The sequence below is a fragment of the Shewanella sp. 10N.286.45.A1 genome, from assembly GCF_041470405.1.
GTDB lineage: Bacteria > Pseudomonadota > Gammaproteobacteria > Enterobacterales > Shewanellaceae > Shewanella.
In genome coordinates this window covers 1-7,517 of record NZ_JBFRMK010000324.1, presented here as the reverse complement: position 1 = coordinate 7,517, position 7,517 = coordinate 1, and the positions used below count along the sequence as shown (strand labels likewise).

At 42.5% G+C, this 7,517-nt stretch carries 8 protein-coding genes; 6 read left to right on the top strand and 2 right to left on the bottom strand.

Annotated features, from left to right (window positions below):
• Positions 1 to 55 precede the first annotated feature (55 nt).
• Complete coding sequence (locus AB4238_RS20360) at positions 56 to 1,663, bottom strand: mechanosensitive ion channel family protein (protein WP_372035231.1); 1,608 nt, start codon at positions 1,661 to 1,663, stop codon at positions 56 to 58.
• Between the two features lie 415 nt (positions 1,664 to 2,078).
• On the opposite strand from AB4238_RS20360, the gene AB4238_RS20355 reads away from it, so the two are divergent.
• Positions 2,079 to 2,285 carry a hypothetical protein gene (locus AB4238_RS20355; RefSeq protein ID WP_372035229.1) on the top strand — a complete coding sequence of 69 codons (207 nt, stop codon included), beginning with the start codon at positions 2,079 to 2,081 and terminating at the stop codon, positions 2,283 to 2,285.
• Positions 2,286 to 2,355: 70 nt separating this feature from the next.
• On the opposite strand, the gene AB4238_RS20350 is transcribed toward AB4238_RS20355, so the two are convergent.
• Positions 2,356 to 2,481 (bottom strand): hypothetical protein, encoded by a 126-nt coding sequence (locus AB4238_RS20350; RefSeq protein ID WP_020910759.1) that lies wholly within the window; start codon positions 2,479 to 2,481, stop codon positions 2,356 to 2,358.
• 596 nt (positions 2,482 to 3,077) lie between these two features.
• Between AB4238_RS20350 and AB4238_RS20345 the strand changes: the two genes are divergently transcribed.
• From AB4238_RS20345 to rraB, 5 genes are all read left to right on the top strand, one after another.
• Entirely contained in the window at positions 3,078 to 4,295 is a 1,218-nt protein-coding gene (locus tag AB4238_RS20345; RefSeq protein WP_372035227.1) for a hypothetical protein, read from the top strand.
• Positions 4,279 to 5,202: a metal ABC transporter solute-binding protein, Zn/Mn family gene (locus AB4238_RS20340; protein WP_372035225.1), complete on the top strand. Its 924-nt coding sequence runs from the start codon at positions 4,279 to 4,281 to the stop codon at positions 5,200 to 5,202. Before AB4238_RS20345 ends, AB4238_RS20340 begins: the two co-directional genes overlap by 17 nt.
• Positions 5,203 to 5,294: 92 nt before the next feature.
• Complete coding sequence (locus AB4238_RS20335) at positions 5,295 to 6,080, top strand: metal ABC transporter permease (RefSeq protein WP_371990854.1); 786 nt, start codon at positions 5,295 to 5,297, stop codon at positions 6,078 to 6,080.
• A gap of 198 nt (positions 6,081 to 6,278) precedes the next feature.
• Positions 6,279 to 7,007, top strand: a complete 729-nt coding sequence (locus AB4238_RS20330) for a 1-acylglycerol-3-phosphate O-acyltransferase (RefSeq protein ID WP_372035223.1) — start codon at positions 6,279 to 6,281, stop codon at positions 7,005 to 7,007.
• A gap of 28 nt (positions 7,008 to 7,035) precedes the next feature.
• On the top strand, positions 7,036 to 7,431 hold the full coding sequence (rraB, locus tag AB4238_RS20325; RefSeq protein ID WP_371990858.1) for a ribonuclease E inhibitor RraB: 396 nt from the start codon (positions 7,036 to 7,038) through the stop codon (positions 7,429 to 7,431).
• Positions 7,432 to 7,517: the final 86 nt, after the last annotated feature.

Genomic DNA, 7,517 nt, shown 5'->3' with positions numbered 1-7,517 from the left:
CTGAGGGGCTCTGAACTGGTCAAATACTTAATGCAATTGGTATTAGAAAGGAACTCTAGGTGGTCTGGTAAATATGCACATCGCGTTGTGGGAACGGAATGCTAATGCCTTCAGCGTCAAAGCGCATTTTCACTTCGCGGGTAATATCCCAATAGACATCCCAGTAGTCGATTGGTCTTACCCAAGGGCGTACTATAAAGTCGACAGATGATTCGCCTAATACATGTAACCTAATCAAAGGCTCAGGGTCTTTAAGTACTTTAGGGTGTGCCATTACAATCTCATTAAGCACCTTTTCGGCATGCTCGATGTTATCGCCATAGCCAATACCAAAGGTCAAATCAACGCGGCGCTGATGCTCCACGGTGATGTTGTTGATGGTATCACCCCAGATCTTGTTGTTTGGAATGATGAGTCGTTGGTTATCTAAGGTTTTAATTGTGGTCGATACCAAGCTCATATGGCTGACGCGTCCAGTAACACCTGCCGCATTAATCAAGTCGTCAACGTCAAATGGACGATAGATTAGGATCATCATGCCTGACGCGAAGTTAGATAGGGTATCTTGCAACGCGAAACCAATAATCACACCAGCAATACCAAAACCTGCCAACAGTGGGGCAAGCTCGAAGCCAAGCTGTGACAAACCGATCAATAAGCCTAACGCAAAGACCACTTTGCCTACCATAGAGACAAAGAAATCTTGCAGCAATAAGCTAAATTTAAGCTTAGAGTTGCTCACCGTTTTCTGTACGACACGTTTAACAATTTTGCCAACTAGACTGGATAAGAACAAAATCAAACTGAAAATAATGAGCTTAAATACTACACTTGCGCCGTTTTCCAATGCTTGGGTTTTAGCAATAGACATCCATTCACTGAGTAGGCTACTGGCAACATCGAAATTAAGGACATCTTGAGTAATATCACCAGAGATACTAAACAGAGTCTGTTTGTACATGGCGGTATCTTGACCCAATTGATCAAGCAGCCCTATCGCAATCGATAGACTTGCAGAGCTTTGATCAAGGCGTTCTTTAAGTTCAACCACTATGGCGGTTTGGTCACTGCTGACATCTTTGCCTGCTACGGTTACATCTGCAACGGCTTGCACTAAGCGTGATTGATTATAATGGACAAAGCTATCTAAATCGTCTGCTCTAGTGATGAGGGCACTAATGAATTGCTGGTTCTTATCCGCTACATCGACACCCGCTAGCATTGCCCAATCAATCAGTTGTTTTTCTGCAGCATAAAGTTTGTCTTGCTCACGTTGGATATGAACCAATTGCAACATGATTTTACGATCATTGTCCGCACCAACTTGACTCATTAAGGTTTTCTTTTGCTCGTTAAAGTAGTCTTCAACTAAGTTAGTAAACGCAAGCTGTTTAACAATATAGGGTTTTAATAGCTCTAAATTTGGTGTGGTTGCTTCAATCTGCCCTTTGAGTTTTTCCTGTAGTAAGGTGGCATTGCGGCTAATGCGATATTCAAGAAAAGATTTTATCTCGCCCTTAGTCCCTATTAGCACCTTAGCATCGCTATCAATAGCGCTTTGAATTTTGTTTAGCTCAGTTAAGAGCGACTCATCATTTGCAGATATGATTGAGGAGAAAAAGCATAAGCTGATCAAGATCAGTTGGGTCAGCAGTCTTTGCATCTGTAAACATCCATCAGTTCCCTAAAGTAATAATATTATACCAATTATATTAAATAGGTAATCAATTCAGGCGTGTTAATGAAATTTAGCCTAATAGACTTTTTGTTAACGGTAGCGACTAAAATACTGTTATCGATTAGTGCGGCTGAATTGGTAGCAATAATAAGCAAAATAAAGCCCTGAGTGAGTGGCTAATCTGTTAGAATTAGCCGCCGATTTATAGCCCACACTGATTCTTAATTAGCGTCGTTATCCATGTCACTAATTTAACTAATGATAGAGAGAAACTGCTTTGATATGTGCCCATTGTTCTAAGTCTTTCGCGATCGACAAAATAGTCAACCAAAGGGGAAAAGGCTTAAACGGAGAGATCCAGTGCCCGCTTTGTGACGCGTGGTTAGGAAAGAGTGCGCCTATGGCCAGAGTAAAAATGGCGGGTTTCTATATTGGATTTATGGCAATAGTGTGGGGATATTTCGACGAAAGCATTCGCAATATCTGTATTCCAGTGGCGATATTTGCGGTGATGTTATTGCTGGTGAGTCATATGATGGATCATATGAAAGTTACCGAGGCACCAGAGCAAGTTGATAACAGTGAAGAGCGGCAGAAGTATCGTTAATGGCTATGTGGCTCAATCAATAGAGCTAGCACTGTGAGTGTTAAAGTGCTAACTCTGTGATGGCGAAGTGTTAGTCGATAACTTGCACTTGCGCTTCGAGTGCAGCTTCAACGTAATAAATTCCGCCAAGTACCACAATAAAAAATAGCGATGTCAGAATAAGAAATTTTAAGTTTGAGCGAAGAAGTTCAAGCATGATATTTGCGCCTTATTAATAAATAAACTCTTGTTTCATATCACTATGAATGCATTTTACTGCAGTTATATTAGCTGTATGAGCTTAAGACAGTATTAATTGTCATTCAAGTTTAAGTGATATATATCACAAACAGTTTGTAACGTTTTCTACCTCACAACGCTTGACTTAAACCGCGAAGTTAATAAAATTGGCGGGTTTTTTAACAAACAAGGTTAACACTTTGATTCGAATGAGTAGCGTAAAGCAGAAACTCGCAATAGGGCTTATTGCCGTATTCTTGTGCCTGTCATTTGCAGCGTCCGCTCATGATCTGAGTCATTTGGATGATGGCGCTCAAAACCATTGTACTCTGTGTTATCACCAACACCATGTCAATAAACTGCTGCCGAGCTTTGAAATTCATATCGCGGTAGAACGTCAGTTTTTTGAGAGCCAAGAGTACATCCTGCCCATTTTTAATTCACTTCATGTGAATTTCTTCAATAGCCGCGCTCCCCCTTTTACAGTCTAGTTACTCACAATAAAAAATAACTAAAAATTAAATTAAGTATTCCCATTGGGAAGACTTTGCTTAGCTGTATTTCGGAGACAAAATGACTATTTCTACTATGCGCCTTACTGGTGTTGCCGCTGCATGTGCACTTATTTCAATCAACGCTTATGCGGAAGATTCAAGCTTGACTAACCCTGCTATTAGCGCAGTACTTGATGGTTACTATCAAAGTGCCGAACGTCCAATGAGTGAGCGTGTTGAAGGGTTTGGTTTAGGTCACACAGAGTTGGCAATGAGTGCCAATATCGATGATATGTTCTATGGCAAATTGACCGCAGTGGTTGAGATGCATGACGGCGAAACAGAGCTTGGGCTTGAAGAAGCATTTATTCAGACGATGGCAATGCCATATGGCCTATCAATGAGAGCGGGTCGTTTCTTATCAGATATTGGTTACCTGAATAACCAACATGTACACACTGATGCGTTCTCAGACCGACCTGCTGTATACCGCGCTTTCCTAGGTAGCCATTACTTTGATGACGGCCTAAGAGTGAGTTATGTTGCTCCAACCGATCTTTATTGGACTATGGGAGCTGAAGCGTTTAAAGGCGACAGCATGCAAGCCGAAGATGAACATGGCGAACGCGATTACAAAACCATTGGTGTTTATACCGCATTTACCAAAATTGGTGGCGATGTTGGCCAAAACGGTTCATGGCAGGCGGGTTTAAGCTATTTACGTAATGAAAATGGTCGAATGACAGCTGAAGAACATGATGATCACGATGATCATGCAGCCGTTCAAGATGAACATGAACATGAGCATAGCCATAGCGCGCAGTACACAGGTGAAAATACTTACGTAGCAGACTTTGTCTACAAATGGGCACCAAACGGTAACTATAAATATCAGCACCTTACGCTAAGCGGCGAGTACTTCAGAGTGACTGACTTTAAAGCGCTAGAGGAAGAACATGACGATCATGACGAACATGACGAACATGGTCACGATGATTCAAGTAAAGACTACCAAGATGGTTGGTACTTAAGTGGCGTGTACCAGTTCTCTCCTAAATGGTCTGCTGGTGTACGTTATGGTCAAGTAGATACTCAATTAATGCATGATGACCATTTTGACCCACAAAAGCTGAAAGAGACTGAAGTTAGCTTGGCATGGCATCACAGTCATTTCTCTACAGTACGCTTGCAGTACACCAACCAGCAAGGTACTAACTTTGAGGGTATAGAAGACGATAACGTTATAACTCTTCAATATGTTATGACTTTGGGGGCTCACGGTGCGCATCAATTCTAAGCAGTTTTTAACGAGAGGGCTAAAGGCCCTCACATTAACCTTGGCATTGGGTACTGCAAACAGTGCCGTCGCTGGGCTTAATATTTTTGCCTGCGAGCCTGAGTATGCTGCATTAGCAAAGGAGCTTGCTCCTGATGCGCGGATCTACTCAGCCACAACGGCAATGCAAGATCCTCATCAGGTACAAGCTAGACCAAGTCTGATCGCTAAAATGCGTCAAGCAGATTTAGCTGTATGCGCCGGTGCGGATCTTGAAATTGGCTGGCTACCTATGCTGCAGATGAAATCTGCGAATGCGAAAGTGCGTTCTACTGATCAAGGGTTGTTCTTTGCTGCTGAGCAAATTGATACACTCGATCAAATGAGTTCAGTCGACCGTTCAATGGGAGATGTTCATGCTAAAGGTAATCCACATCTGCATTTCGATCCAAGACGTTTGTTGGGGGTTGCAGAAGCATTAACGCAGAAGCTCGCTCAAGTTAATCCGGATTCTGCTGCTGAATACAAAGCTAACTTGACTCGTTTTAGCGAACGTTGGAATCAAGCTATTCCTCGCTGGGAAGAGAAAGCTAAGCCATTACAGGGCAAAAAGGTTATTGCTTACCATTCAAGCTTTAAATACCTGTATAGCTGGCTAGGCTTGGAGCAAGTTGCCGACCTTGAGCCAAAACCAGGTATTCCGCCAAGTAGCTCTCATCTAGCAGGTTTGTTAGATCGTGCTAAGCAGGGCGACATTTTAGCTATTATCATCGCTTCATATCAAAGTGAACGCGGTGCTGACTGGCTAGGCGAACGCGCAGAACTGCCCGTTATCGTATTGCCTATGTCTGTAGGTGGTAACGATGACAGCGTTGACCTGTTTAGCTTGTACGATAGTGCAATCGATCTGTTGTTGGCCGCTCAGTAGTCTGTAATGAGCGGGGTGCAGGAGGGCACAGACTATGCTTTTATAGTCAGTGCCCTTTTGCAGTTTTGAATACTTAACCAGAGTTAATGCTTATGTTTGATCTGGATCTATTATCGATTTTGCTACCCGCATTTGTCGCCGGAATGCTCGTATTGTCTACCCATGTAGTACTTGGGCAGCAAGTGTTAAAGCGTGGCATCATATTTATCGATCTTGCCATTGCCCAAGTGGCTGCCTTAGGCGCTATTGTGGGTCATATGAACCACGATATTGAAGCGCTTCCTTTCTCTCATATCTGGATGCCTGCACTGTTCGCAATTGCCGGCGCTGCTTTTATTGCTTGGCTGTCTAAGAGAATGGCGGATGAACTAGAAGCTATTATTGGTTGCTTCTACGTACTAGCTGCAGTTGCTGCTATGTTGCTGTTATCGAATGACCCACATGGGGCTGAGATGCTTAAGCAGTTAATGTCTGGGCAGATCCTTTGGGTTAGCTGGAGTCAATTAATGCTGCCAGCAATACTATATGCAGCCATATTGGTGTTATTACTAGTTAAACCACAAATTCTTTCTGGCCGTGGCTTCTACCTAATTTTTGCCATTGTAATAACCCTTTCTGTCGAGCTGGTTGGCGTGTATTTGGTCTTTAGCTCTTTGATTCTACCGGCTCTTGCCGTTAATCATTATACCGGACGATTTAAAGTTGGTTGGGCATACTTAGTGGGTCTATTTGGTTATATTGCTGGTTTAGTTTTATCAGCAACATTTGATTTACCTAGTGGCGCTGCAATCGTTGCTACCCTAGCGGTAAGTGCAATTGCCTTTAGACTTGTTCTGCATTTTACGGGGAAGTCGAAAGTTATCGCAACTGAGGTCTGACCTTGCCGGAGTGGGATATAGGCTAGAATTCCCGGTGTTTAATGTGTGCGCTAGATTAAAGTTAGCTTAAGTTGCATGCGCTAAAGTAGCTAAATCACGCTACTGTATAGCTTGAGTTCAGGCTACAGGTGTAAACTAAACATTGAGTCGCCAGAGCTTACTGCTATACTGGCGCCAATTAAATCGCGGGAGATTGTAGTGCTGTTAATCCTTAGGTGTTTGATTTTATCTGTCATGCTAATTTTAGCCTTTATTATCGGTGGCTTAGCTTGCATTTTACGACCACGTCACCGTGATAATGTGCATATGTTTGCCAAGATCTTCTCTTGGGCAGCTCCAGTTCTTGGTATTAAGGTCATTGTTCGCAATTCTAAAGGCGAAAGTGAAGAGCCTTGTGTTTTCCTTGCGAATCACCAAAATAACTTCGATATGTTTACCCATACCGCAGTGGTTCCTAAAGGTACGGTAAGTTTAGGTAAGAAAAGCCTTGCTTGGATGCCACTGTTTGGCCAGATTTACTGGTTATCAGGTAACATATTGATTGATCGTAAAAATCGCAGTAAAGCGTTTGATACCATGGCTGAAACAGCCAGGAAGATTAAAGATAAGTGCTTATCGGTGTGGATTTTCCCTGAAGGGACTCGCTCTCGTGGTAAAGGCTTACTGCCTTTCAAAGCTGGTGCCTTTTATACCGCAATTGCTGCAGGTGTTCCTATGGTGCCCGTATTGGCATCTAACCAAGGGCATATAAAACTAAACCGTTGGAACAATGGTGTGGTTATTATTGAGATGATGGAGCCTATCGAAACTAAAGGTTTTGATAAGACACAAGTGAAAGAGCTTTCTAAGCGTATTCATAGCATGATGTCAGAAAAGTTATCACAGTTGAATCAAGAAGCTTCTGCATTAATGACTAAAGCGGTATAATCTTCGCGAAATTTTTGAGGAGCTACTGATGTCTATAGAACGCCTGTTAAACGAACAGAAAGCTGAGAACCGTGAAATCGTCGAAGCGATCCTTGCTGATGGTTCACTACCAGATGCTGATTACACCATTGAGCATCACTTCTCATCGACCAATTTTGATCGCTTAGAAAAGGCCGCTGTAGACGCCTTCAAATTGGGTTTTGAAGTCAATGATGCAGAAGAGATGGAGCTTGAAGATGGCTCGGTTATTATCTGTTTTGATGCTGTTGCTTCTCATAAGCTAGATGTAGAACTGCTCGATACAGCTTGCGAAAAGTTACTGTTGTTAGCGAATAAGCAAAAAGTTGATTATGACGGTTGGGGTACATACTTCATTGATGAAGATGGCGAAGTCCGTGATGAAGAGGAAGACGAACTGGATTAAGTTTTACTGATAACCAGGTTCGAATTAAAAATGCCCATCAATGATGGGCATTTTGCTATCTAAATATCAAGTAATACCAATTGCAT